Annotated in this window: 25 protein-coding genes and 1 pseudogene; 18 read left to right on the top strand and 8 right to left on the bottom strand. The window is 67.4% G+C overall.

The genetic code is table 11. The features are described 5' to 3' along the window. Entirely contained in the window at positions 1-1,329 is a 1,329-nt protein-coding gene (locus ACWF0M_RS05455; RefSeq protein WP_452234374.1) for an ABC transporter substrate-binding protein, read from the top strand. Positions 1,330-1,525: 196 nt separating this feature from the next. After that, positions 1,526-2,308, top strand: a complete 783-nt coding sequence (locus ACWF0M_RS05460; protein WP_452234375.1) for a TSUP family transporter — start codon at positions 1,526-1,528, stop codon at positions 2,306-2,308. Positions 2,309-2,364: 56 nt separating this feature from the next. Here the strand turns inward: ACWF0M_RS05460 and ACWF0M_RS05465 are convergent, their stop codons facing one another. After that, complete coding sequence (locus ACWF0M_RS05465) at positions 2,365-2,604, bottom strand: SDR family oxidoreductase (protein WP_452234376.1); 240 nt, start codon at positions 2,602-2,604, stop codon at positions 2,365-2,367. Continuing rightward, the gene (locus tag ACWF0M_RS05470) at positions 2,543-3,127 is read right to left on the bottom strand and encodes an SDR family NAD(P)-dependent oxidoreductase (RefSeq protein ID WP_452234377.1); all 585 of its coding nucleotides are present in this window, start codon (positions 3,125-3,127) and stop codon (positions 2,543-2,545) included. The genes ACWF0M_RS05465 and ACWF0M_RS05470 overlap by 62 nt, the downstream gene beginning before the upstream one ends. Positions 3,128-3,272: 145 nt before the next feature. On the opposite strand from ACWF0M_RS05470, the gene ACWF0M_RS05475 reads away from it, so the two are divergent. After that, positions 3,273-4,517 carry an MFS transporter gene (locus tag ACWF0M_RS05475; protein WP_452234378.1) on the top strand — a complete coding sequence of 415 codons (1,245 nt, stop codon included), beginning with the start codon at positions 3,273-3,275 and terminating at the stop codon, positions 4,515-4,517. Here ACWF0M_RS05475 and ACWF0M_RS05480 read toward each other — a convergent pair. Then, positions 4,497-5,795, bottom strand: coding sequence for an NtaA/DmoA family FMN-dependent monooxygenase (locus ACWF0M_RS05480; RefSeq protein ID WP_452234379.1), 1,299 nt, complete (start codon positions 5,793-5,795; stop codon positions 4,497-4,499). The two genes, ACWF0M_RS05475 and ACWF0M_RS05480, sit on opposite strands and share 21 nt — an antisense overlap. Before the next feature lie 270 nt (positions 5,796-6,065). Between ACWF0M_RS05480 and ACWF0M_RS05485 the strand changes: the two genes are divergently transcribed. From ACWF0M_RS05485 to ACWF0M_RS05535, 11 genes are all read left to right on the top strand, one after another. Continuing rightward, entirely contained in the window at positions 6,066-7,331 is a 1,266-nt protein-coding gene (locus ACWF0M_RS05485; protein ID WP_452234380.1) for an ROK family protein, read from the top strand. A 67-nt stretch (positions 7,332-7,398) separates the two neighbouring features. Next, positions 7,399-7,923 (top strand): flavin reductase family protein, encoded by a 525-nt coding sequence (locus tag ACWF0M_RS05490; protein WP_452234381.1) that lies wholly within the window; start codon positions 7,399-7,401, stop codon positions 7,921-7,923. Positions 7,924-7,963: 40 nt separating this feature from the next. Next, positions 7,964-9,031 carry an ABC transporter substrate-binding protein gene (locus tag ACWF0M_RS05495; RefSeq protein ID WP_452234382.1) on the top strand — a complete coding sequence of 356 codons (1,068 nt, stop codon included), beginning with the start codon at positions 7,964-7,966 and terminating at the stop codon, positions 9,029-9,031. A 9-nt stretch (positions 9,032-9,040) separates the two neighbouring features. Continuing rightward, on the top strand, positions 9,041-9,925 hold the full coding sequence (locus ACWF0M_RS05500) for an ABC transporter permease (RefSeq protein ID WP_452234383.1): 885 nt from the start codon (positions 9,041-9,043) through the stop codon (positions 9,923-9,925). Next, positions 9,901-10,641 (top strand): ABC transporter ATP-binding protein, encoded by a 741-nt coding sequence (locus ACWF0M_RS05505; RefSeq protein WP_452234384.1) that lies wholly within the window; start codon positions 9,901-9,903, stop codon positions 10,639-10,641. Before ACWF0M_RS05500 ends, ACWF0M_RS05505 begins: the two co-directional genes overlap by 25 nt. Then, positions 10,638-11,978 carry an LLM class flavin-dependent oxidoreductase gene (locus tag ACWF0M_RS05510; protein WP_452234385.1) on the top strand — a complete coding sequence of 447 codons (1,341 nt, stop codon included), beginning with the start codon at positions 10,638-10,640 and terminating at the stop codon, positions 11,976-11,978. The genes ACWF0M_RS05505 and ACWF0M_RS05510 overlap by 4 nt, the downstream gene beginning before the upstream one ends. Then, positions 11,978-13,324, top strand: coding sequence for an LLM class flavin-dependent oxidoreductase (locus tag ACWF0M_RS05515; RefSeq protein WP_452234386.1), 1,347 nt, complete (start codon positions 11,978-11,980; stop codon positions 13,322-13,324). Before ACWF0M_RS05510 ends, ACWF0M_RS05515 begins: the two co-directional genes overlap by 1 nt. A gap of 239 nt (positions 13,325-13,563) precedes the next feature. Next, positions 13,564-13,992: an SRPBCC family protein gene (locus ACWF0M_RS05520; protein ID WP_452234387.1), complete on the top strand. Its 429-nt coding sequence runs from the start codon at positions 13,564-13,566 to the stop codon at positions 13,990-13,992. Next, the gene (locus ACWF0M_RS05525) at positions 13,985-14,308 is read left to right on the top strand and encodes an ArsR/SmtB family transcription factor (protein ID WP_452234388.1); all 324 of its coding nucleotides are present in this window, start codon (positions 13,985-13,987) and stop codon (positions 14,306-14,308) included. Before ACWF0M_RS05520 ends, ACWF0M_RS05525 begins: the two co-directional genes overlap by 8 nt. An 11-nt stretch (positions 14,309-14,319) precedes the next feature. After that, on the top strand, positions 14,320-14,706 hold the full coding sequence (locus tag ACWF0M_RS05530) for a VOC family protein (protein WP_452234389.1): 387 nt from the start codon (positions 14,320-14,322) through the stop codon (positions 14,704-14,706). 387 nt (positions 14,707-15,093) lie between these two features. After that, on the top strand, positions 15,094-15,675 hold the full coding sequence (locus tag ACWF0M_RS05535) for a DNA-3-methyladenine glycosylase I (RefSeq protein ID WP_452234390.1): 582 nt from the start codon (positions 15,094-15,096) through the stop codon (positions 15,673-15,675). 110 nt (positions 15,676-15,785) lie between these two features. Here the strand turns inward: ACWF0M_RS05535 and ACWF0M_RS05540 are convergent. Both ACWF0M_RS05540 and ACWF0M_RS05545 read right to left on the bottom strand, forming a co-directional pair. Further along, positions 15,786-16,505 (bottom strand): annotated as a pseudogene (locus ACWF0M_RS05540) (catalase); the annotation flags it as partial. An 11-nt stretch (positions 16,506-16,516) separates the two neighbouring features. Further along, entirely contained in the window at positions 16,517-17,746 is a 1,230-nt protein-coding gene (locus ACWF0M_RS05545; RefSeq protein ID WP_452234391.1) for a low temperature requirement protein A, read from the bottom strand. Positions 17,747-17,907: 161 nt separating this feature from the next. Here ACWF0M_RS05545 and ACWF0M_RS05550 point away from each other — a divergent pair, with 161 nt between their 5' ends. After that, positions 17,908-18,225, top strand: a complete 318-nt coding sequence (locus tag ACWF0M_RS05550) for an ArsR/SmtB family transcription factor (RefSeq protein ID WP_452234392.1) — start codon at positions 17,908-17,910, stop codon at positions 18,223-18,225. Beyond that, complete coding sequence (locus ACWF0M_RS05555) at positions 18,222-18,575, top strand: VOC family protein (RefSeq protein ID WP_452234393.1); 354 nt, start codon at positions 18,222-18,224, stop codon at positions 18,573-18,575. The genes ACWF0M_RS05550 and ACWF0M_RS05555 overlap by 4 nt, the downstream gene beginning before the upstream one ends. A gap of 6 nt (positions 18,576-18,581) precedes the next feature. Here ACWF0M_RS05555 and ACWF0M_RS05560 read toward each other — a convergent pair whose 3' ends face one another. After that, positions 18,582-19,346, bottom strand: a complete 765-nt coding sequence (locus ACWF0M_RS05560; RefSeq protein ID WP_452234394.1) for a hypothetical protein — start codon at positions 19,344-19,346, stop codon at positions 18,582-18,584. Between the two features lie 257 nt (positions 19,347-19,603). Further along, complete coding sequence (locus ACWF0M_RS05565) at positions 19,604-20,452, bottom strand: sulfurtransferase (protein WP_452234395.1); 849 nt, start codon at positions 20,450-20,452, stop codon at positions 19,604-19,606. A 104-nt stretch (positions 20,453-20,556) separates the two neighbouring features. Between ACWF0M_RS05565 and ACWF0M_RS05570 the strand changes: the two genes are divergently transcribed. After that, positions 20,557-20,985 carry a MarR family winged helix-turn-helix transcriptional regulator gene (locus ACWF0M_RS05570; RefSeq protein ID WP_452234396.1) on the top strand — a complete coding sequence of 143 codons (429 nt, stop codon included), beginning with the start codon at positions 20,557-20,559 and terminating at the stop codon, positions 20,983-20,985. Beyond that, on the top strand, positions 20,985-21,296 hold the full coding sequence (locus ACWF0M_RS05575; RefSeq protein WP_452234397.1) for a hypothetical protein: 312 nt from the start codon (positions 20,985-20,987) through the stop codon (positions 21,294-21,296). Before ACWF0M_RS05570 ends, ACWF0M_RS05575 begins: the two co-directional genes overlap by 1 nt. A gap of 33 nt (positions 21,297-21,329) precedes the next feature. Here the strand turns inward: ACWF0M_RS05575 and ACWF0M_RS05580 are convergent, their stop codons facing one another. Further along, a complete protein-coding gene (locus tag ACWF0M_RS05580; protein WP_452234398.1) occupies positions 21,330-23,888 on the bottom strand; it encodes a glycosyl hydrolase in 2,559 nt (852 codons plus the stop codon). Between the last annotated feature and the right edge of the window lies 1 nt (position 23,889).

The following is a 23,889-nucleotide window of genomic DNA, read 5'->3' on the forward strand; positions in this document are numbered from 1 at the left end:
ATGAGACGACCACGTCTCGCCGCCGGCATCGCCATCGTGGTAGCCGCGACGCTTACCCTCGCCGGATGCTCAGGCAGTGAGAAGAACGCGTCCGGTCCGGTCACCCTCACGTTCCGGACCTGGGACACCGGCGCCGCGGCCGCGTACGAACAGTCCTTCGCGGCGTTCCACGAGAAGAACCCGGACATCACCGTCAAGGTGAACGTCGTTCCGTGGGCGAACTACTTCACCAAGCTGCGTACGGACATCGCCGGCTCGAGCGCGGACGACGTCTACTGGCTCAACGCGCAGAACCTCAGCAACTACCCCGAGGCCGGCAAGCTCGTCAACGTCAACGACCTGTACGGCGCCGACGCCGACGCGACGAAGAAGACCTGGGCCAAGTCGGTGGTCGACCAGTACACGCGCAACGGAACGCTCTGGGGCGTTCCGCAACTGTCCGACGGCGGCATCGGCGTGTTCTACAACAAGAAGCTCCTGGCCGACGCCGGACTGACCGAAGCCGACATCAAGCAGCTCACCTGGAACCCAACCGGCGGCACTTTGCTGTCCGTCGCGCAGAAACTGACCAAGGACTCCGCAGGGAAGACTGCCGATCAACCCGGGTTCAACGCCGACAAGATCACGCAGTACGGCTACAACGCCGCGCAGGATCTGCAAGCGATCTACATCAACTACATCGGCTCGAACGGCGGCACGTACCAGAACAGCGACGGCACGTTCACTCTGACCAATCCGAAGACGGTCGAGGCCTTCCAGTACGTCGTCGACCTGATCAACAAGTACCACGTGGCTCCGAGCGCGGCTGACACCAACACCAACGGTAACTTCGCACTGGACGCCTTTACCCAGGGCAAGGAAGCACTGTTCCAGTCCGGTCTCTACAACCTCCAGAACGTGTCGAAGGCGAAGTTCGACTGGGGCGTCGTGAACCTGCCCAAGGGCCCCGCCGGATCGATCAGCGTCACGAACGGCATCGTTGCGGTCGGCAACGCTCAGTCGAAACACCTCGACGCCACCAAGAAGCTCCTCGAGTGGCTGGGCACCGCAGAAGGCAACAGCGCAATCGGCAAGACCGGCGCGAATCTCCCGGCGGTGCTCGCCGCCCAGCAGTCGTACTTCGACTATTGGAAGAGCAAGGGTGTGGACGTCACCCCCTTCTTCGACGTGGTGAAGAACAATCCGATCATCCCCGCACCGGTCGGTGAGAAGTACGGCGCCGCGTCGACTGCCGCCCAGCCGACCTTGAACGAGGTGTTCCTCGGCCGTCTCCCGGTCGCGGAAGGTCTCCAGAAAGCGAACGACGCCGCGAACGCCGCGCTGCACTGACAGCCGGTAGGCAAGATTGTCGAGCTGGACCGGTCGATCCCGGAACCGCGAGCCCTGGCGCCGGTTTACGACCCCAGGATCGGCCACCCTCTCGGCGACCGCACTCCGGTTTGTCAACCGGTGCCAGGGTGTGGACGAGACCCGGTCGGTGTAGCACAGGCCTCGATACTGAGCCTGTGACGAGGCGGAGCCGGTGATGGGCTGGTCGACCAGCTTGGCGGGGTTCGCGGTCGGCCTACTGATCGCAACCGTCACGGCGCCCGTGGGTGTTTCCGGCGCGGTGTTCTTGTTGCCGGTCCAGCTCAGCGTCCTGGATGTTCCCAGCCCGGCGGTAACGCCGACGAACCTGTTGTTCAACGTCGTGGCGGGTCCCGGCGCGCTGCTGCGGCATCGCCGGGGCGGGACGCTCGGCGGTCCGTTGACCAGGAGGCTTGTTCTGGGGACGCTGCCGGGCGTGGTGCTCGGCGCGGTGATCAAGGTGTTTGCGATCCCTGGCGCCGGGGTCTTCCGTCTGCTCGTCGCAGCGCTGCTCTTGCCGCTGGGCGGGTGGCTGTGCGCACGAACTCTCCGTCCGGTGCTCGCGCGGCCGGCGGCCGAGCCGTCGCCGCGATCGGTGACCGCGTTGGCGCTGGTCGTGGGAGTGGTCGGTGGGATCTATGGCATCGGTGGAGGTTCGCTGCTCGGGCCGATCCTGGTCGGGCGCGGGATGCCGGTCGCCAAGGTCGCGCCGGCCGCGCTCGCGTCGACGTTCCTGACCTCGGTTGTCGGCGCCGTCACGTACTCGTTGCTGGCGCTGACAAGCCCAGGCAGTATCGCGCCGGTCTGGTCCCTCGGGCTGGCCTGCGGACTGGGCGGCCTGATCGGCGGGTACGTCGGTGCTCATCTGCAACCGCGGCTGCCGGAGAGTGTGCTGCGGCTGCTCCTCGGCGGGCTCGCGGTTGGCATCGGCGGCTTGTACGCCGTGCAGCTGTTCGGCTGAGATCTTCAGCAACCGCAGCCAGGAGGGTTCGGGTAACTGCATGGCGCGGTCTCCGATCAGCCTGGGAGGGTGCTGACGTCGCCGCCGTCGGCCGTGAGGATGGCGCCGTTGATGTAGCCGCTGCCCGGCCCGGCCAGGAACAGCACGATCTGCGCGATCTCCTCCGGGGCGCCGACCTTGCCGCGGGCGTTGACCAGTGTGCCCATCGCCTCGACGTTCTCGCCGAAGATCGGGCTAGTGCCCTCGCTCAGTACGGGGCCCGGCGAGACCGCATTGGCCCGAACACCCCAGGCCACCGAACTCCGTCGCCCAATAGCGGGTCAGGACCTCGACACCGGCCTTGGACGCTCCGCACGCCGCTCCGATCGCCGCCGTACTCCGGGCCGCGCTCGAACTGATCGTGACGATCGATCCATGACCACGGCGGGCCATACCGGGCGCCAGCGCTCCGACCAGCAGGAAGGGTGCTCGAGTGTTGACCGCGAAGTGTTTGTCGAAGTCCGCTACGTCGGTGTCCGGCGTGCTCGCGAACTCGTAGACGCCCGCGTTGTTCACCAGCAGGTCGATCTCGCCCGCCGCGGCGCCGAGCGGGCGGACTTCCTCCGGGTCGGCGAGATCGGCTGCCTCGAACCGCGCCCGGCCACGTCGCTCGACGATCTCCTTCACCAGGCTCGCACCGCGCTCCGTGTCCCGCCCGTGCAGAACGAGCTCCGCGCTTGCTGCAGCTCCAGCGCGATCCCGCGGCCGATACCCGACGTCGCGCCGGTCACCAGGGCGGCGCTTCCCCCGCAGGCTGTCTTCGCAGCTCAAGTCCCTCACTCCAATACGATTCTCTCAACACCGTCGCAGTGCTCGAGCGTCCGAGAGATGGGATGCTTAAATATAGTTAGTTGATAGAATTACTCTTATATCTTGTGAACCATCAACAGGCTTTGGTCGAACGTGCCCGCTTCGTTGAGTTCGGATGACCGCAGCCTGCCTGCCCGCGGCGGAGCTCGTCCCGGAGATCAATCCGCGACGTCTGACACTTGTCTTCGCGCTGACGCAGACAGTCGGCTACGGCGCGCTCGTCCAGGCGTTCCCGGTCCTGCTGATCCCGATGGCGCAGGATCTCGGCGTGTCCCGTACGGCGATCACGGGCGCCTCGACCATCTCCACCCTCATCGGGGCGTTGGCGGCCGTGCCGATCGGCCACCTGCTCGACCGCTTCGGTGGCCGGCTCATGATGACGACGGGATCGGTGCTGGGCGTGCTCGCGGTCGTCCTGTGGTCGACGGCCGGCAACCTCGTATCGCTCTACCTCGCCTTCGTGCTCGTCGGACTGGCGGTCGCGATGTCGACCTACGAAGCCGCCTTCGCCGTACTCGTCGTCGCTGCCGGCGCTGACCGCCGAGATCAGGCGATCCTCGCGGTCACCATGGTCACCGGCCTGGCGACGAGCCTCTACTACCCGTTGACCGGCTGGCTCGAGCTGGAACTCGGTTGGCGTTCAAGTTTGCTGGTGCTGGCCGCCGTCCTCGCGGCGGCCGCCGTACCGGCACATCTGTGGGGCGTTCCCGCCCGGGCCACGCACCGGCTCAGCCTGCAGAGCCGCGCCGGCACACAGACCGGCCGGGCAGTGCGATCGATCCGGTTCTGGTTGCTCGCCCTGGCCTTCGTCGGCCAGTCGGCAGCGGTGTCCGCGTTCCTTCTCCAGGTCGTCGCCTACCTGCGCGACATCGGACACTCCCCGGAAACAGCCTCGACGATGCCGACAGTGGTCGGCATCCTCATGATCGTGTCGAGACTCGCCGTAACCAGGCTGTCGCGCCGCTACGGCATGACACGCCTGACCGCACTGTCCTTCGCCATCCAAGGCATCGGGCTCCTACTCATGCCCTTGGCCGGGGCGTCGTTACCGTTGATCATCCTCTCAGTAGCAGCAGTGGGTCTCGGACAAGGCGTCGGCGTGATCGCGCGCCCGTCGATCGTCGCCGATGCCTTCGGAGCTCTGCGATTCGCCAGCATCGTCGCCGTCATGACCGTCCCGATGGCTCTGTCGCGCGCAGCCGCACCGCTCGTCGCCTCGTGGCTGCCCCAGGGCCGGTTCCTGATTCTCGGCGGCGCTACCTCCCTCGTCGCGGCCGCAGCACTGGCGACGGTCCTCCGATTGCCACCGCTCAACGAGGTCCTGCACTTCGACGGCTCGTCACCACCTGGGAATCGGTAGATCGAGATGGTCGCGCAGCGTCGTTCCGGCGTAGCTGCGGCGGAACAGGCCGCGTTCCTGCAGGATCGGTACGACCTCGTCGACGAACAGCGGCAGGCCTTCCTCGATGACGTCGAACATCAGGTTGAAGCCGTCGACCGCGCCGCGGGCGAACCAGTCCTCGAACAGCTCGGCCACCGTCTTCGGCGATCCGACCACCTGCAGGTGCCCGGCGCCACCGCGGAGGATCTCACGGACTGTACGGCCCGTACGCGCCGCAGCGACCATGCTGTCCACGAATCCCTCGGAATCCTGGCTCCGCCGCATCGCGAGATCGACCTCGCCCAACGGGATCGGCGCGTCCAGCTCGAGCCTTCCGGCCGGCAGGCCGAGGCGTGTCGCGAGATGCGCCACACTCGCCGCCGCGCCGTCCGCGTCGACACCGGCTGCCCACCGCCGCTCGGCCTCGTCATCCGTCGACCCCAGCACAAGCGTTGCCCCCGGCAACGCCAACACCCTCGCACGTCCCGCTTCCCGTACGACGGACGCCGCATCGAGCCGTTGCCGATAAGCGACCGCAGCCTCCAGCGTGGTCGCGGCGACGAACGTGGCATCGGCCTGGCGAGCCGCCAACCCGAGCCCCGCCTCCGACGCGCCGGCCTGGAAGATCACCGGCGACCCCTGCTCGGACGACGGCACGGTCGACCCGCCCGCGACGGAGAAGTGCGCACCGCGATGCCGCACCAACCGGATCCGCTCCGGATCGGCCCACTGGCCGGTACCCCGGTCCGCGACGATCGCATCCGGCGCCCAGGTCTGCCACAACTGCCGCACCACATCGACGAACTCACCGGCCCGCGCGTACCGCTCCTCCTTCGGCGGCAGGACGTCGAGCCCGAAGTTGGCGGCGATCAGCGGGTTGTAGCTGGTCACCACGTTCCATCCGGCGCGACCGTGCGAGGCCCGGTCGAGACTTCCGATCGCACGCGCCAGGTTGTACGGGTGATTCCAGCTCGTCGACACAGTCGCGACCAGACCGATCCGCTCGGTATGCTGCGCGACCGACGCCAGCGCCACGACCGGATCCAACCGCGCCTGCGGCGTCGTCTCCCACCCCGGGTGCAGCGTCGGCTGATCGTTCAGGAAGAACGCGTCGAACAACCCGCGCTCGGCCTCGCGCGCGATCCGCACGTAGTACTCGGCGTTCGCCGTGCCCAGCGCATCCACGCCGTCCCGCCGCCACGCCGATCGCTGAAACCCCGGCGCGTTCAACCCCAGATGCAACTCCCGCCGCCCCATCAACCCTCCAGATCCGCCCGCGCCGAAGCCGCGCCGTCGTCCGCGCCCGGCGTGCGGGCCCTGGGTGCACGCCAGACGCGGACAGCCTGTGAAGAGCGATCGTCGTTTGGTGCAGCCCGCCGGGTACGAACGGGCTGCACTTCTAAAGTCTAGTGGATCGCTAGACTTTACGGGCGGCGTCCACATACTGGATGGGCCCGGCGATCCTCGACTCGGTGCGGCTTGATTGACGTAAGTCCAGTGATCTTGTCGAGTTAGCCGGAGGTCCTCGTGCCTTCCCATCCAGCCCCTGACCGGCACCTGTCCGCGTCGAGGCGGTCGACGCGGCGCGTCGACCTGCCTGAGCGCCCGGTCCGAGGTGTCTCGGGCAGCGCCGGCGCCGTACTGCGGGCTGTGCTCGACAGTGGTCCGGTCGCTCGCAGCTCAGTGGCCCGGCTGACCGGCCTCTCGAACGCATCGATCACCGGGATCTCGGCGCAACTGATCGCGCGCGGCCTGCTCCGGGAGGCACCCGAAGCGGCCGGACCGCCGGGGATCGGCAGGCCGCACGTCCCCCTCGACATCGACACCGGCCGAACGGTCGTGGTCGGTGCGCATATCGCCGTACCTCGGCTGACCGTCTCGCTGCTCGATCTGCGCGGCCGTGTGCTCACCCAGCGCCGGGTCGAGCACGACGACCTCTCGGCCGCCGCCGTCCTTCCCCGGCTTGCCGCGCTGGTGAACCGCTTGGTCGACGACGAGGCCGGCGACCGGGATGTACTGGGGCTCGGCGTGACCACCGGGGGCTGGGTCGACGCGTCAGCGGGCCTCGTGGTCGAGCACCAGTTGCTGGGATGGCGCGATGTCCGGGTGCGTGAGTTTCTCGCGCCCACGGGTCTTCCGGTCCAGGTCGACGGGCATTCCCGTGCTCTGGTCCGTGCCGAGCAACTGTTCGGTAGGCACGCCCGGCGAGCTCGGTCCAGTACGGCGAACCTGTTCGTCGGCAATGTCGTCGATGTCGCGTTCGCAACTGGAGGAACACTGCATCAAGGGCCGCGCTCGGCGGCGGGCGCGATCGCGCACCTCCCCGTCGACGACAGCCGCGAACCCTGCAGGTGCGGGCGTACCGGCTGCCTCCAGGCCGCCGTCTCGGAGCAGACCCTGGTACGTCGCGCGCTGAGCGCCGGTTTGATCGACCGCCCCGTCTTCCGTGACCTGGTAGCGCTGGCCGAGGCGGATGACGCCGATGCCATCTCGATGTTCCACGAACGCGCACGCACCGTCGGGCGAGCGGCTGCGATGCTTCTGGACCTGCTGAACCCCGAGGTGCTCACCGTGGTCGAGGCAGGTGTGAGCCGGATCCATGGCTGCCTCGATCTGTTGCGTTCCGAGGTCGCCGCGCGATCGTCGGTCTGCGACAACCCCACCCGGACCGTCTTCGCCAGCAGCTTCCCGCGGCAGGCCCTCTCCGTGGCCGGCGGGGCGGCGGCCCTCGACCGTGTCTATGCATCACCACTCGCACGAGGACACGAGTTCCCCGCCGCACCGGCAGTGTGAACCAGCTTCTTTAATTCATTCCGCTGCATTGTTTTCCATCTATGTCTACTAACTTACTATAGTTTGTATGACGTCTTCTTTCGCCTGTGCCACCGCCGTCAGCTCGGAGCTCTTCAGGCGCGCGTTTCGCGGTCACCCGGCCGGCGTCGTCGTCGTGACGCTCGACTCCGGCGGCGGTCCCGTCGGCTTCACCGCCTCGTCGCTGGCGTCCCTCTCGAGTGAGCCGCCGCTGATCAGCTTCGGGATCAACACCGCCTCGTCGAGCTGGCCGCATCTCAAGGTGGCGCACACCGTCGTCATCCATTTCCTTGCCGCCTGCCATGTGCCACTGGCCCGTCGGTTCGCCACCAGCGGCATCGACCGGTTCGCCGGCACCCGCTGGGAGCGGCTCGCGACCGGCGAGCCGGTTCTCAGTGAGGCTCCCGACCGGCTGCGGGTCAGCCTTGTCGACCGAATCCCGGCAGGCGACTCCCAGCTCGTGGTCGGCCGGGTCGAGGAGGTAAGCCTCGGCGCTCCCACCACTGCCCCGCTGCTCTACCGCGACCGCGCGTACCACGCGTTCCGATCAGACCCGTCCAGCACGACGCGTTGAGCCACAACGACACGTGCCTACCCCGAGAGAAGTGACTTCGATGTCTCACCAGCCCGTCACATCGCTGAGCCGCCGCGGCTTCCTCCTACTGTCCGGCGGTGCCGTCCTCGGTACCACGGCCTTGAGCGCCTGCGCCTCGGCCGACGCCAACGGTGCCTCCGAGGCACTCGCCGGAGCGCTTCCCACCGGTGCCCCGAAGAGTGGGACGACGCTCAAGATCGCCGGCAGCAGCACTCAGCTCCAGCTCAAGGCGGCGGGCCCGGCCATCAAGCCGCTCGACTTCACCGTTGGCGAGTGGGTGAATGCCTCCGGAGGGCCCGAGGTGATCCAGGCGTTCCGAGCGAATGCCGTCGACGTGGCGAGCAACGCTCTGATCCCGCCGATCCAGGCCCACGACATCAACCTCGACACCAAGGTCGTCGCGGTGGCCGAGAAGCCGAAGCCGACGTACGTGTTCGCGACCGCACCAGGCACCGACATCAAGGACTTCTCGCAGTTCAAGGGCAAGAAGATCGCCTTCTCCCAGGGCCAGGCGCAGGGCGTCGTCGTGCTGCGCACTCTGGACACCGCGGGCATCCGGTACGACGAGGTCAAGCTCGTCGCCCTGCCCAGCTCGGCGTTCCTCACCGCCCTGCAGAGCAAACAGGTCGACATCGCGCCACTGAGCGAGCCGTCGGTGACCAAGTACGTCGGCCAGTACGAGCGGGACGGCGCGCGAGCGATCCGGGCCGAGGAGGTCGACCTGCTCTCGATTCTCTGGACGCCCACGAAGAACCTCGCCGACGAGGACAAGGTGCGCGCGATCCAGGACTACATCCGCGTCTGGGCCCAGGGGCAGGTCTGGGCCTGGGAGAACGCCGAGAAGTGGAAGAAGTTCTACTACGTCGACGACCAGGGCGTCAGCCCCGCGGATGCCGACCGGATCTGGAAGTACACCAACAAGCCGCTGTTCCCGAAGAAGTGGGACGACGCGGCCGTCTGGGGCCAGAAGACCATCGACCTGATCGCCGAGGGCGGGTTCATCAAGAAGTTCGACGTCAAGGAGCTCTTCGACTCCCGCTTCGAGGGCCTTGCCGCCACCTTCGTCGACGCGCAGTACACGAAGTGAGGAACCCGCATGTCCGAAACCGCCTTGGCCCGAAGTTCCGCCGCCCCGGCGGCTGAATCAGGCCTGGATCATCGATCGAGATTTCCCGGCCTGGTCCAGGTCAAGGACCGGGCCCGCACCTCTCGCCTCGGCCGCAGGAAGTCCGTCTGGGGCGCCCGCCTGCTGGGCCCGCTGACCGTCGTCGTCATCTGGCAGGCAGCAGCCTCGGCGGGCCTGCTCGACCCTCGCCTGCTGACCGGTCCCGACGTCGCGCTGCGGACCGCCTGGACGCTGATCGAGCAGGGCCGGCTCCAGGAGAACGTCGCCACCTCCCTGCACCGCGCCATGCTCGGTCTTCTCCTCGGTACGACGGCCGGCGTCGTACTCGCGGTGGTCGGTGGCCTGACCCGCATCGGCGAGGCGTTCGTCGACGGGACGATGCAGGTGAAGCGGGCGATTCCCAACCTGGCGCTGATCCCGCTGCTCATCCTCTGGCTCGGGATCGGCGAGGACTTCAAGGTCACCGTCGTCGCTTTGGGGGTGCTGATCCCGATCTACATCAACACGTACGGCGCACTGGTGGGCATCGACCAGCGCTTCGTCGAACTGGCCGAGGCTGTGCACCTCACCAAGGTGCAGTACGTCCGCGACGTGTTGCTGCCCGGGGCGTTGCCCGGTTTCTTCATCGGGTTCCGGCTCGCCGTCGTCGGCTCCTGGATGGCGCTGATCGTTGTGGAGACCATCAATGCCACCTCCGGAGTCGGCTATATGATGTCGCAGGCCCAGCTCTACGCGCAGTCCGACATCATCCTGGTCGGTCTGGTGGTCTACGGCATCTTCGGTTTCGTCTCCGACGCGCTGGTGCGTCTCCTCGAGCGAAGGGTGCTGTCATGGCGTCGCACGCTGCAGAAGTGACCGTCGACCTCGCGGTCCACCTCGAGAACGTCACCCGATCCTTCGGCGACCGGACTGTCCTCGACCACGTCGACCTGACGATCGCCCGCGGGGAGTTCGTCGCACTCATCGGCCGCAGCGGCTCCGGCAAGTCCACGCTCCTGCGGGCCGTGGCCGGTCTCGACCACGAGGTCGCCGGCTCCGGCGACCTGTGGACGCCGCAGAGCATCTCGCTGGTCTTCCAGGACTCCCGGCTCCTGCCGTGGAAGCGCATCCTGGACAACGTCACGCTCGGGCAACGCGGCTCGGCGATCCGCGAGCGTGGCCGCCAGATGATCGCCGAAGTCGGCCTCGCAGGCCGCGAGCGATCCTGGCCGCATGAGCTCTCCGGTGGGGAGCAGCAGCGAGCAGCGCTAGCGCGGTCGCTGGTCGGCGAGCCCGATCTGTTGCTGGCCGACGAGCCCTTCGGCGCGCTCGACGCGCTCACCCGGATCAAGATGCACGGGCTGCTGCGTGAGCTGCTCAGGAGGCGCAACCCCGCCGTACTGCTGGTGACCCATGACGTCGACGAGGCCGTGCACCTCGCCGACCGGGTGCTGGTCATCGACGAGGGCCGCTTCGTCCTCGACCTGCGCATCGACCTGCCCGACGGCCACGCGCCGAGCCATCCCCGCTTCCAGGAGTACCGAGCCCAACTGCTGTCCGCCCTTGGCGTCGCAGAGGAGAACCCAGCATGACCAAGAAGCTCCACCTGAACGCCTTCATCATGGATGTCGGCCACCACGAGGCCGCCTGGCGGCTGCCCGAGTCCGACCCGTACGCGATCTGGGACGTCGGGTACTACCAGAAGGTCGCCCGCATCGCCGAGCGCGGCAAGCTGGACTCGATCTTCTTCGCCGACAGCCCCGTCCAGGGCCAGGACCCGTCGCGCCGTCCACCGGGCAAGCTCGAACCGACGGTCCTGCTGACGGCGATCGCCGGCGCGACCGAGCACATCGGCCTGATCGCGACGGCGTCGACGTCGTACAACGAGCCGTTCAACCTGGCTCGCCGCTTCGCGTCGGTCGACATCGCCTCACGCGGCCGGGCCGGGTGGAACATCGTCACGACCGCCGGCGCGGACGCGGCCCGCAACTTCGGCCTCGACGACGTGCCGCTGCACAAGGACCGGTACGAGCGCGCGAACGAGTTCGTCGACGTGGTCACCAAACTGTGGGACAGCTGGGACGACGACGCCACGGTCGCCGACAAGGAGGCCGGCGTACACACCCGCAAGGACCGCGTCCGGCCGATCAACCACCGCGGCCAGTTCTTCCGCGTCGACGGACCGCTCAACTCGCCCCGGCCGCCGCAGGGCTGGCCGCTGCTGGTCCAGGCCGGGTCGAGCGAGGACGGCAAGGAGTTCGCCGCGGCGTGGGCCGAGGCGGTCTTCACCGCCCAGCAGACTCTGGAGGACTCGCAGGCGTTCTACGCCGACCTCAAAGCGCGTACGGCGGCGCACGGCCGCGACCCGGACGGTATCAAGATCCTGCCCGGGATCGTCCCGGTCATCGGCGACACCGAGGCCGAGGCCCGCGAACTCGAGGACCAGCTCGAGCGGCTGATCAACCCCGAGCACCAGAAGCGCAACCTGGCGCAGCGCTTCAAGCTCGACCCCGACGCGCTCGACCTCGACCAGCCGCTCCCGCTCGACCTACTGCCGAAGGAGGACGAGATCGAGGGCGCCAAGAGCCGCTACACGCTCATCCTGGACCTGGCCCGCCGTGAGAACCTCACGCTGCGCCAGCTCATCGCCCGCCTCGGCGGCGGGCGCGGCCACCGCACCTTCACCGGTACGCCGGTCCAGGTTGCCGACACCATCCAGCACTTCTTCGCGAACGGCGCCGCCGACGGCTTCAACATCATGCCCGCAGTGCTCCCGTCAGGCCTGGAGGCGTTCGTGGACAAGGTCGTGCCGATCCTGCAGGAGCGCGGCTTGTTCCGCACCGAGTACGAGGGCTCGACGCTGCGCGACCGCTACGGTCTCGCGCGGCCGACCAACCGGATCCACCAGGCCGCCGAGGTGAGCGCGTGATGAGCGAACGTCAGCTGCACTTCAACCTGTTCCTCCACGACACCGGCCATCACGAGGCCTCGTGGCGACTGCCGGAGTCCGACCCGCACTCCAACCTCTCGCTCGCCGCGCACCAGCATCTGGCGAAGGTCGCCGAGGACGCGAAGTTCGACTCGGTCTTCCTCGCCGACGGCCCGTCGCTCTTCGGAGATCCCGGCCGCCGGCCGAGCGGCAAACTCGAGCCCACCGTGCTGCTGGCGGCGCTGGCCGTGACGACCTCGCGCATCGGCCTGATCGCGACCGCGTCGACGTCGTACAACGAGCCGTACAACCTGGCCCGCCGCTTCGCGTCCCTCGACCACCTCTCCGGTGGCAGAGCAGGGTGGAACATCGTCACTACCGCAGGCGACGCCGCCGCCCGCAACTTCGGTCTCGAGGACCAGCCGCTGCACCACACCCGCTACGCCCGTGCCGACGAGTTCCTCGAGGTCGCCACGAAGCTGTGGGACAGCTGGTCCGACGACGCCGTCGTCGCCGACAAGGACACCGGCGTACACACCAGCCGGGAGCGCGTACGGCCGATCGACCATCGCGACCAGTTCTTCCGCGTCGACGGCCCGCTGAACGTACCGCGCTCACCGCAGGCCTACCCACTCCTGGTGCAGGCCGGCTCGAGCGAGGACGGCAAGGAGTTCGCGGCCAAATGGGCCGAGGCGATCTTCACCGCCCAGCCGACGCTCGCGGAGTCACGGGCCTTCTACGCCGACATCAAACGCCGCGCGATCGCCGCCGGCCGCGACCCAAACCACGTGACCGTCTTGCCGGGCATCGTGCCGGTCATCGGCGACACCGAGGCCGAGGCGCAGGAGCTCGACGCGGAGCTCGAGCGCCTGATCGCACCGCAGTACGCCGTCCTGCAGATCGCGCGCACGCTCGGCGTCGAGCCCGAGCGGCTCCGGCTGGACGAGCCGCTGCCTGCCGACCTGCCCAGCGAGGACGAGATCGAGGGCGCCAAGAGCCGACGTACCCTTATCGTCGACTGGGCCCGCCGCGACAACCTCACCGTGCGCGAGCTCATCGGCAAACTGGGCGGCGGCCGCGGCCACCGCACCTTCACCGGTACGCCGGTACAGGTTGCCGACACCATCCAGCACTACTTCGAGAACGGTGCCGCCGACGGCTTCAACATCATGCCCGCGGTGCTGCCGTCAGGTCTCGAAGCGTTCGCCGAAAAGGTAGTACCGATCCTGCAGCAGCGGGGACTCTTCCGGACCGACTACACCGGCAGCACCCTGCGCGAGCACTACGGACTACCCCGCCCGAAGAATCGCCTGGAGACGTTCGTCGCGCAGAGTTCACGCTCTTGAGCGACACTTGGCGCCGCGGCTCGGCCGCGCCAACCTGAACCGCATCCACCTGGCGATCGTTCCGACCGCGCTCAGCCAGCTGGCGCCGGTCCGATTCCTCTCCAGCATCCTCCCCACCAGCCGGCCTACGTCCTGATTCGGCGCCGCCGTTCTGGCCGCGGCGCTTCATCCTGGCTTGACGCCCAACGCCTTACCATGAGGTAATGCATTACCGGATGGTAAGACGTTAGGAGAAGTTCATGCCTCAGGTGACACGTCGGATCGCGATTCCCCGGGCGCCGAGCGTGGTCTGGCGGCAGTTCGCTTCGCAGCAGGTGCTGCGGCGCTGGCTCGCGCCGACGCTGACGATCGATCTCGAGGAGGGCGGTCGGTACCGGATGCTCGGGGCCGACGACGTCACCTGGATCAGCGGCGTCGTACTCGAACTCGTTCCGGAGGGGCGCCTGGTGCTGTCCTGGCTGGAAGAGGACTCCGGTTGGGAGCACCCCGGACGGCTGGTGATCGCGCTTCATGCAACGGACGCCGGTACGGAGGTGACGCTGACTCACGACGGTTTCGCCGGGATCGGTACGTCGGCCTGGCGGCAGACCCGGGATGCGTACGAGCGGGGCGCGGATCGTCACCTGGTGCTCGAGCGACTCGCGGAACTGGTGGCCGACGGTGGGTGAGGATCCCGATCCGTTCCGCGCGATCGCGGATCCGACGCGGCGGCGCATTCTGGAGCTGTTGATGGATCGCGGCAGTCTCACCGTGAGCGAACTCGCCGCAGAGTTTCCCGAGCTGGTGACATCGGGTATTTCCAAGCATTTGATGACGCTTCGGGCCGCCGGGTTGGTGGTGGCCGAGAAAGCAGGCCGGCATCAGCACTACCGGATCGACCGTGCCGGACTCGGTACGGCGTTCGGGCCGTGGGTTTCCCAGTACGAGGCGTACTGGACGAATGCGCTGCACAAACTGCACGATCTGGCGATCGACGAGGACTGAAGGGTTACATCATGTTCGAGAACGGCTTCGTGAACATCTACACCGCCGACATGCCGCGCAGTCTGAGGTTCTACAAGGACGTGCTCGGATTCACCGAGACCTTCAGGACTCCCACGGAATCGCCGAACCACGTCGAGCTGACCCTGAACGCAACCGCGATCGCGCTGAGCACCGTCGAGGCCGCCAAATCTCATCAAGGCATCGACGCGGCACCGGGCGCGCCGGCGATGTGCCTGGTGCTGTGGACCACAGATCTCGACCGTGCCTACGCGCACCTCACCGAGTCCGGCGCACCGACGGTCACCACACCCCACGACTCCGGAAACGGCAACCGAACCGCCTCACTACGCGACCCAGACGGCAACCTCCTCGACCTGGTCACCAAAATCACCTCATGAGCGGCGCGATGCCGGAATTCCTGCGCCTGGTGGGTTATCCGTTACGCGCCACCCTCGCGCACGCAATCCCCTACCTGTCGGTTGCACGGAGCCTGCCATGATCATCCGTCCGTCAGCTGTCGGGTCACCTGCAGGCCAAGCCTGCCGCCGGCAGCAGCGGGGATCCTTCACATATTCGTGTGATGGAACCTGGTGCTCCCCCCGCGATCTACTGGTCCTACGCTCAGCCTGACCAAACCAGGCACAACCGAGGACAGGACCCGCAGCCATGCCCATGATCGACGTGTACGCCACCTCCGCTACCGCCGCCGCCAACCACCGACTGCCTGTCGATCGAGCAGCTCACACGGGTCGTCGCAGCCAGCCCCCTCCTGATGGAGAACCGCGATGAGCCGCGATGACGTGATCCTCGGTAGCGACGGCAGATCACGCTGCGCCTGGGCAGGCGACGCCGGCACACCGCTCGGCCGATATCACGACGACGTCTGGGGCCACCGCACAGACGACCAGCAAGCGATGTACGAGGCACTCACCCTCGGTGTCTTCCAGGTCGGACTGAGCTGGTCGATCGTATTCAACAAGCGCGACACCTTCCGCGCCGCCTTCCACGGCTTCGACATCGCCAAGGTCGCGGCCATGAACGACAATGACGTCGAACGGTTGACGCAGGACGCCTCGATCATCCGCAACCGGGCCAAGATCCAGGCCACCATCGACAACGCTCGCGCAGTACTGTCGGCCTCGCCGACCCTTGCCGAACTGGCGAAATCCTACGAGCCCACGGGCCACCGGTCACCGCGATCCCTTGCCGCCTTACCGACCTCCAGCCCAGAATCCGAAGCGTTCGCACACCAGCTCAAAGCGCAGGGATACCGCTTCGTCGGCCCGACCAGTGTGTACGCCTTCATGCAAAACGTCGGCATCGTCAACGACCACCTCCACGGCTGCTTCCGAGCCGACGACGCCTGACCCACCGCAGGACATCTCAGACATAACCTCACAGATCACGCCGGCCAGTCCGAAGGAGACAGCCGCCGCATCCACTCGCTGTGATCCGAGTCCTGGCTCGGCGCTGCTCGTCACGGCGCAGTCGACGACGGGCGTGTGTCGAGGTCGAAGAGCCGGCGAAGTGCTTCGAGATTGTCAGGCCGGTTCGGGCCGGCGGAGAGCTCTTTGGCGCGGACTGTCGGCCGGTGCAGGATTTTGCGGGGGATGCGGTGGACGGTGGCGGCCGTCTCGGCTCGCTGTTGTTCGGTGAGGTCCGGGAGCCGGTTGTGCAGCCGGACCAGTTCGGCGTCCGCGAGTTGCTTGATCGCCTGGGACAGATCCCCGGTGTGGTAGTCGCTGTCCGACCCGGCCAGGGCGTCTGCCTCGGCCTGTGTCAGGCACTCGATGCCCTGGTCGCTGATGAAGTGGTACTTCACCCAGCACTTCTCGCCGTCAGCGTTGACCCACATGTAGGTGTGACTGGAGTACCCGTTCATGTGCCTCCAGGTGCGCGGAATGCCCCGGTCCCCCATCAGCCAAGTCACCTGGTGCGCCGACTCCGGCGACAAGGTCCAGAAGTCCCACTGCATGTCATGGTCGCGCAGATTGTTGTCCGCGCGGCGTTTCTGCGAGCGGATGAAGTGCTGGAACTTCACGGGATCGCGCAGAAAGAACACCGGGGTGTCGTTCCCGACCATGTCGTAGTTGCCCTCGGACGTGTAGAACTTCAACGCGAAGCCGCGCGGGTCACGCCAGGTGTCCGGGCTGCCGTGCTCCCCCGCCACGGTGGAGAACCTGGCCACCAACTCGGTCGTCGTCGGGCTCAGCTCTCTACGAGGGCCTGGGTGAGGTGGCGGTGGCCTACTGTTTCGAAGCCTATGACTGTTACGGCGGGGGCGAGCATGATGACTACGAGGCACCAGGACATGCTTGCGCCCAGCGCTGCGCAGGCGACTGCGAGTGCGATCACGGCTGCTGTGCCGGCGAGGAGTAGCGGGTGCAGGAGGTCGTGCTGGCGGACGAATGCCCAGTAGATCGCATAGAGCGTCAGGATGAAGATCGCCACCGGGATCGCGACGGTCAGCACGGTCGTGGTGGCGCCGATCGTGGCGGTGCCTTCGAGGAAGTACGCCGCCACGTGCAGCCCGGCACCCGTCGCAGCGACCGATCCGAAGAGCAGGAAGTGTCCGAGGCCCCAGGGACGCGAGCGGTCGCGGTGACGGTCTAGTACATCGCCCCAGGGAACAGCGAAGTACATCCACCACAGTCCGAAGGTCAGGCCGAGGCCGGCGACCGCGAGCAGCGCGGCCTCGAAGGTCCAGCCGTGGTCGCCGTGCACGAGTGCGTTCAGCGCGGCGACCGTGCCCAGCACGCCCTCGCCCAGGGTGATCAGGAGCAGCAACCCGTGGCGTTCGGCGATGTGGTGTGCATGCCAGGGCGTCTCGCGCCGGCGCTCGGCGAGGACCGGACCGGCCAGCTCCAGGACGAAGAGCGGGATGCCCAGCACGAAGAACAGCCATACCGGAAGGTTCAGGAGCGCGAGCACCACCCATCCCACCTGCGCGACGCCGATCGCGGAGATGTACTTGCGGGCCGCAGGCGCCCGATCGGGATCGTTGCGTCCGGCAAGCATCCAGAGGAACAGCATGGACAGCCGCAGTACGACGTACCCGAAGACCATCATCCGTACGTCGATATGCCCGCCGTGGTCGAGCGACGCGAACATGTTCGGCAGACCCAGCGCCAGGACGACCACCCCGACCATCTGAACCAGGGTGGCGACCCGGAACACCCAGTCGTCGTTGTCGTACGCCGACGCGAACCACGAGTAGTTCATCCAGCACCACGCCACCGCGAACACCGCCAGGCAGAACCCACCGACTGCCGCGACCGCGTGCCCCTCGGCCAGGTAGTGCGCCAGTTCGTCCGCGGCCGTGCCGAACGCAACGACGAACGTCAGGTCGTACAACAACTCCAACGGCGTCGCCGCCCGGTGCCGCTCCCCCGGGTCCCGCCCCACCAACGGCCGATGCCGATGATCCGCGGCGCTCATGACAGCCTCCCTCCCCGAAATCGGCGTGACCCCAGGATGACTCAATCGCCGCACGCCGCCTCGCTCGTAGGCGCGTTTTGTCGAAGGTTAGAACGCCTCCACCGTTGTTGCGTAAGCATTTCCTTACGCGTAAGCTCCGACTTACACGTTGAGAGGCGGGTATGACGATCGAGGTGGGCGCCGTACTAGCAGCGCTAGCGGACGGATCGCGGCGGCGGATCGTCGGGCGGCTGGCGCAGGGACCGGCGACGACCGGACAGTTGGCCGAGCTGTTCCCGATCAGTCGGCCCGCCGTCTCGCAGCATCTGAAGATCCTGCAAACCGCCGAGGTGGTGCATACCACCCTGGTCGGCCGGCACCGCTGGCACGAACTGAGCCCCGACGCGCTCCACGCGCTGGCACATTGGGCCATCGACGTGGCCGCCCGTCACGAAAAGGCACCCGCGCTGCGGCGCCACACTCCTGGAGATCGATCATGAGTCAACCCGTCAGTTACGTCGAGCTCAACAGCCCCGATCTCGAGGTGACGAACACCTTCCTGAGCGAGGTGTTCGGCTGGCAGTTCCAGCCGTTCGCAGCACCCGACTACCTGGTCGCGCCGCACGGCACCGACCATGGCGTCGACACCGGCCTGATGCCGTCGCGCGACGGCCAGCCACGGACGATTCCGGTGATCCGTGTCGACGACCTGGAGGCTGCGCTCGAGCTCGTCAGCAAGCACGGCGGCACCGTGGCGGTCGAGCCCTTCACCATCCCGGAGGTCGGCCGGGGTTGTTACATCCTGGACCCGACCGGCCTGCTGATCGGACTGCACGCCTATGACGTGTAGGCGCGATCAGGAGATGATTTCCACCAGGCGAAGGACTTCGCGTGGTCCCTTGACCGATCCTTCGAAGACCTCGCCGATACCGGCGACGTAGTACTTGTTGTCGAGTACGCCGGGTTCGAGCGCGGTCTTCTCCTCGGTCCGCAGCGCGTGCCGGAAACTGCCGTACGGCACCCGGATCCGGGCCGATCGGTCGACGACGCGGAAGACATCCTCGGCCTCACCCGCGAACCATTCCTGCCGGAACCACCGGCCGAGCTGCGGATGCGCCTGCATGACGACTCCCGGCTGGGCACCGCGAACTCCTGCGTGGAAGCTGCCTTCGGTGCTGACCACCCGGCCGCGGGCATCAAGGGTGGCGGTGTCCTCGCCGAAGTACCAGACGTTCCCGCACCGGTCCTGCGCGTAGTAGTCGCTCGTTCGCTCCTCAAGCACATTGCCCAGGTACAGGCGGTCCTCGACCACACGGGTCCGCACCCCGGCGATGATCCGGGTACGAGAGGTGGTCGTCATGATGTTCAACGCCGGCTTGCCGTCCTTCACGCCGGTGTAGACGAGCGTCCGCCCGACCTTCAGCGGGAAGAACCGGTTGGTCACATGCGCGGTGAACTTGCCAGGTTCGAAGCGCGGCCGGTACGTCGCACCCGGACCGAACACCGGCAGCGGACAGCGCCGTACGGCAACAGCCGCCTCCGCGGACGTCGCCACCACCGTCCCGCCGGACATGATCGTCACGGCCGTCAGAACTCCAGCAAGCCATCTCGTAAACCTCATCATGCCTCCCTGCTTCGTGTGCTCCTCGAACTCTCTCAGCGCGCTACTGAACCAGGGCTGAATACGCGCGCCACAGCTCACCCTCAGCAAGGGCTCCGTCGGTGGGACGGGACGGGTAGCGACCGCGGGAAGGCGTGGCGGGAATCCGCTTGGCGGGTGCCCCCGCTGTCCGATGACGTTTCCGTGCCTTCCTGGCCCGTCGGGCCGTCTTGTTGTACGGGCGTTGCGGCTGTCTGCAACGCCCGTACAACAAGGTCTCATTTCTCGATCGGGGCTCCGATCAGGGAGCCGTACTCGACCCATGAACCGTCGTAGTTCCGCACCGACGGCTGGTGGAGCAGCTCGTGCAGGACGAACCAGCTGTGCGCGCTGCGCTCGCCGATCCGGCAGTACACGACGATGTCACCGCCCGGCCTGTCGAGGTCGAGGCCGGCATCGGCGTACAACGCACGCAGCCGTACGTCGGTCAGGAACGTGCCGTCGTCCGCGACGGCCTTGGACCATGGCACATTGACCGCTCCGGGAATATGACCCGGAACCTGCGGCTGCTCCTGCGGGAAGTGCGCCGGCGCGAGGATCTCGCCGGAGAACTCCGCCGGCGACCGGACGTCCAGGATGCTGTCCCGGCCGATCGCGGCGATGACGCCATCCCGGTACGCGCGCAGACTTCCGTCGGCCGGCTGCGCGCGGTACGCACCCGGTCGCGGCAGGCGTTCGCGCAGGGTCGGGGTACCGGTCAGGGGCCGGCCGTCGAGCTCCCAGCGCTTGGTCCCGCCGTCCAGCAGACGTACGTCGTGGTGCCCGTACAGCTTGAAATACCAATAGGCGTACGCCGCGAACCAGTTGTTGTCCCCGCCGTACAGGATCACCGTGTCGTCGGGGGTCACCTGGTGCGTGGTCAGCAGCGCCTCGAACGCGTCCTGGCCGATCAGGTCGCGGCGCAACGGGTCCTGCAAATCGGCCCGCCAGTCGAGAGCGAGCGCGCCCGGGATGTGCCGCTCCGCGTGCGCCCCACTGTTCTCGTCCACTTCGAAGACCACCACGGCCGGGTCGTCCAGCTTCTTCTCGAGCCAGTCACCGTCGACCAGCACCTGCTCTCGTGCCATCACGTCTCCTCATTAGTTAGGTCGCTAACTATTAGGGTACGTAATGTTGCTACACTAACTTTGTGACCGCAGCGAAAATGAGACAGGGCCGGCCGGAGAACCCCTTGGCGCTCGAGCATCAGGTGTGTTTCGCGCTGGCGATCGCGTCGCGCAGCGTCATCGCGCTCTACCGGCCGGTCCTCGAACCGATGGGGCTGACGCATCCGCAGTATCTGGTCATGCTGGCGCTCTGGGAGTTCGAACCGGTCTCGGTCAAGGACCTGTCGAGCATGCTCCAGCTCGAGCCCGCGACGCTGTCGCCGCTCCTCAAACGGCTCGAGAGCTCAGGCCTGCTGCGCCGTGACCGCGACGCCAGGGACGAACGCTCACTCGCGGTCGCGCTCACCGAGAAGGGGCGCGAACTCCGCAAGCAGGCGCTCAAGGTCCCCCCGGCAATCGTTACCCGTCTCGGAATGGACATCGATGAACTCATGCAACTGCACGAACGCCTGACCCGCGTCATCGCCGCGGCGAAGAACCAGTCGGAGGATTGATGGACCAGGTGCGCCGCGCCCCGGTACGACGCCGCCGGACACCTCGGCCGATGAACATCGAGACGGTCCAGCGCTGGGTCGTGTCAGCCGTTCTCTTCCACGTCGGGACTGTCCCGGCCGTGACCTTGGCCGTCTACAGCATCGGCATCTCGCACGACGACTTCGGCCGCGGGGTCGGCCTGTGGATCATGTCCGGCGTCATCGGCGTCCTCACCGCCGCCGGCATCCTCGCGATCTTCCACCGGCTCCCGTCCCCCTGGCTCCTGCTGGGCACCATCCCGACCGCAGTCACAGGTTTCTTCATCTTCTGAACGGCGAGCCCGCGGATGCCGTACGGCCGCGATTCACGGTGTCGTCACCGAGGTGACGGTGGATCCGGTGACGTACGTCGGCCAGACGCCGACCGACAGGACCACCTTCCCGTTCGCGTCCGGGGTGTAGGTCGCCGAGACTCCGTAGAGGTTGGTGACCTGGATCGGTCCGGTCGCGGTGACGGTGATGGTGGTGCCGGTGCCGCCGGCTGCCCAGATCGCGCGCAGTGGTGTGCCGTCGTTGGTGGCGAAGACCTGGTCGATCAGCCCGTTGCCCGGGAACTCCTTGCCGAGGAACGTCGCGCCGCGGAGCTGGCGAGCGCCGGTGGCGTAGGCGACGTACGACGGTTTGGGGGTGTACGGACCGAGCGCATCGGCGGGGTTGTGTACGAGACCGAAGTTGTCCTCCTGATCCGCCGCGACGATGCCGTCGTTCATGAAGTCGTAGAGGTAGTACCGGTCGACGCCGTGGCCGAGGACGGCGAGCTGGGCGCGGGCGACGTACATGGCCTGGGTCGGCTCGCTGACGTTGCTCACGTGCGTCCCCGTGAACCAGCCGGACTCGGTGACCCAGATCGGCTTGTCCACGCCGCCGTTGTACTGCCGGATCAGCGCGCGGACCTGGTCGACCGCGGCGCCGAGTCCCTCGGGAGCGTTCAGGTAGTTGTACGGGTGGATGGACACCACGTCGAGGTACTTGAGCCCGCCGAGCTGACAGAACGCCTCGAACCAGGCCACCTGGTTCACGTCGGTGTCACCGCCGCCGACGACGGTCAGGCTCGGGTGGTCGGCCTTCAGCTTCGGGTACGTTGCCTTGAGCAACGCGAGATAGCTCTCCGGTGTCATGTTGGACGGGCCGGCCGCGTTGACGTCCCATTCGTTCCAGATCGCCAGGTTCTTGATCTGCGGGAACTGCGTGGCGAGGGCGTCGGCGTAGTTGGCGAACGCGGCTCGGCCGGCGTCGGTGAACGGTGCGTTGAAGGCGTTGTCCGGTACGTCGTCGTACAACGCGTTGCCGTAGTCGGCGATCAGCAGCGGGTCGATGCCGTTGGTCTGGAAGGCCTGGAGATAGTTGGTGACCTTCGCTGGGAAGGCATACGTGCCGCGGGTCGTCTCGGCCTGGTCCCAGAGCGCTTCGTCGCGCGCACCGCGGGCGCCGGACTGGGCGAGCAACGGCACCGGGGTCGTGCTCCACGACTGGCCGAAATGAGTACCTGCACCGAGCAACGACGCGGCCGTGGTCGCCGCGACCGCGTCCAAGTTGACCGTTGCCGTCGTACCGCCGCCGATGATCGAGCTGCGGTCCAGTGTGACCATGATCGATTTCGCCGGACCGTGCCAGATGCCGTCGTCAGCGCCACCGAAGTGCAGGTAGCCAGAGCCACCGTCGAACCGCGTCACGGTCAGCTGCTGCCAAGCGGTCGAGCCGGACAGCGTCAGTCGTTGCTGGTGGACCTGTCCGGTGGCGTCGGTCAGCCGCAGCCCGAGGGCCGACAGTTGGCTGGTTCTGACGGACAGGCTGATGGCGGTCAGATCGACGGGGACCGTGGTTCGCTGGACGGCCACGTAGTTGCCGCCGCCGGAGAAGTCCCCCGAGAGCTTGGCCGACTGGGTCCCGGCTGCAGCCGAGGTAGCGTCGAGCGCCAGGCTGCCCGTCGCGCCGGGGAACTCGCTGCCGGGATAGAACGACCAGCCCTCGGCCGCGCTTTCGTAGTCGCCGAGCGGTGTGGTCGGCTCGCCGGCCGGCGCGTTCAGTGCAAGGTCGTCGAGGTTCAGGGTCGTGGTCGTCGCGCCGGAGATCGCCGCCTTGTCCAGCACGACCTCGACCGCCTTGGCCGGGCCGTGCCAGACACCGTCGTTGGCGCCACCGAAGTGCACGTACTGCTTGCCGCCGTCGAACCTCGTGACGGCCAGCGGCTGCCAATCGGTTGCCCCCGACAACGTCAGGCGCTGTTGATGGACCTGGCCGGTGGAATCGGTCAGGCGGAACGTGAGGAACGACAGGTTCGGCGACTTCACCCAGAAGCTGACGCTGGTGGCGTCGACCGCCGGCAACGACCGGTTGACGCTGACGTAGGCGCCGCCGGCACCGAAGTCGGCCGACAGCTTTCCCGAGCTCGCGCCGGAGTGGTTGCCGGTGCTGTCGAGCCCGAAACTGCCGGTGGCTCCGGGAAATTCGCTGCCGGGATAGAACGTCCAGCCCTCGGCGGTGTTCTCGAAGTCGCCGATCCGGTGCGACGTGAGTCCGGCGATCGGCGACGTGCTGACCGGACTGACGATGGCGAACGTGGTCTGAGCGGTCGTCGTACCGGCTTGCACCGTGAGCTTGTACCAGCCGCGCGTGGTGACCGGGAGCTGCAAGGTGCCGGCCGCGGCCTGGCTGCCGCTGGCGACAACGGTGCCGTTGACGTCGGCCGCCGACCAGCCGACCGAGGCCGCGTCCGTGCTGAGGCCGAACTTCACCGGCTGGCCGTCGGTGAAGACGTTGCCGAGGGTGATCGGCGTGAGCGTCAGTACGGCGGCCTGTGCGGTGGCGACCGTGCCGAAGGCGAGAAGGCAGACTGCGAGGACGACAGCAAGTAGGCGTCTCATG

Source organism: Kribbella sp. NPDC055110 (assembly GCF_053607525.1).